The sequence below is a fragment of the Streptomyces sp. NPDC002476 genome (genome assembly GCF_042889785.1).
Taxonomy (GTDB): Bacteria; Actinomycetota; Actinomycetes; order Streptomycetales; family Streptomycetaceae; genus Streptomyces.
Map to the genome: position 1 here is coordinate 1 of NZ_JBIARH010000110.1, position 1,228 is coordinate 1,228.

The following is a 1,228-nucleotide window of genomic DNA, read 5'->3' on the forward strand; positions in this document are numbered from 1 at the left end:
GGTGAGGTCAATGGGTCGGTGCAACATCCCAGGTAGAACGGTTGCTGGAGGTGTTGCTGGGTGGCGAGGATCGGGCGTCCGGGGTTGTCGGACGAGCAGAAGCATGAAGTATGGCGGCGATGGCGGGACGGGCAGTCGCTGAGCGAGATCGGGCGTGCGCTGGGCAAGGTGCCCGGGTCAATCCACGGGGTGGTCGCGGCGAACGGCGGTTTCGTCCCGGCTGCCAGGACTCGGTCGGCCGGAGTGCTGTCGCTGGCGGAGCGGGAGGAGATCTCCCGAGGTCTGGCCGCCGGTGACTCCTTCCGGGCGATCGCGAACCGGCTGGGTCGGGCACCGTCCACGGTCAGTCGCGAGGTGGGGCGTCACGGCGGGCGTGAGAGGTACCGGGCCGCTCGCGCGGACGAGGGCGCCTGGAGCAATGCCCGGCGCCCGAAGTCGTGTCTGTTGCAACAGAGTCCGGCCCTGCGGGACACGGTCGCGGGCAAGCTGAAGGAGGACTGGTCGCCGCGTCAGATCGCAGGCTGGCTTGCCCGCGCCTTCGCACCCGAGGACGGTATGTACGTGTCTCACGAGACGATCTACAAGAGCTTGTTCATCCAGGCCCGAGGCGTACTGAAGAAGGAGCTCGTCTCCCATCTGCGCCGCCGACGCACGATGCGCCGCTCGAAGAACGCCTCCACCGCCGGTCAGCAGCGCGGCTGTATCCGCGACGCGGTCTCCATCCACGAGCGTCCGGCCGAGGCCGAGGACCGGGCTGTTCCCGGCCACTGGGAAGGCGACCTGATCACCGGTGCGAAGAACAGCCACATTGCCACATTGGTCGAACGGCACTCCCGCTACGTCATGCTCGTCCGGGTCGCAGGCAAGGACACCACCAGTGTGATCTCCGCACTGAGTCATCAAGTCCGTTATCTGCCCGACGGGTTGATGACTTCACTGACCTGGGACCGGGGTACTGAGCTGGCCGACCACAAGCGGTTCACGATGGCCACCGACGTCAAGGTCTACTTCGCCGATCCGAAAAGCCCCTGGCAGCGGGGATCGAATGAGAACACCAACGGACTCCTCCGCCAGTACTTTCCCAAGGGAACCGACCTGTCCGGATATACCCAGGCCGAACTGGATGCCGTCGCCCTCAAGCTAAACACCCGCCCCCGGCAGACCCTCGGGTTCGAAACTCCCGCTGATAGGCTCGCGGCAGCTGTTGCATCAACCGGTTGACTCCGCC

General features: G+C 66.0%; 1 protein-coding gene. It reads left to right on the top strand.

Annotated features, from left to right (window positions below; all coding sequences use genetic code 11):
- Positions 1-60 precede the first annotated feature (60 nt).
- Entirely contained in the window at positions 61-1,221 is a 1,161-nt protein-coding gene (locus ACFYXM_RS37120; protein ID WP_389296268.1) for an IS30 family transposase, read from the top strand.
- Positions 1,222-1,228 lie beyond the last annotated feature (7 nt).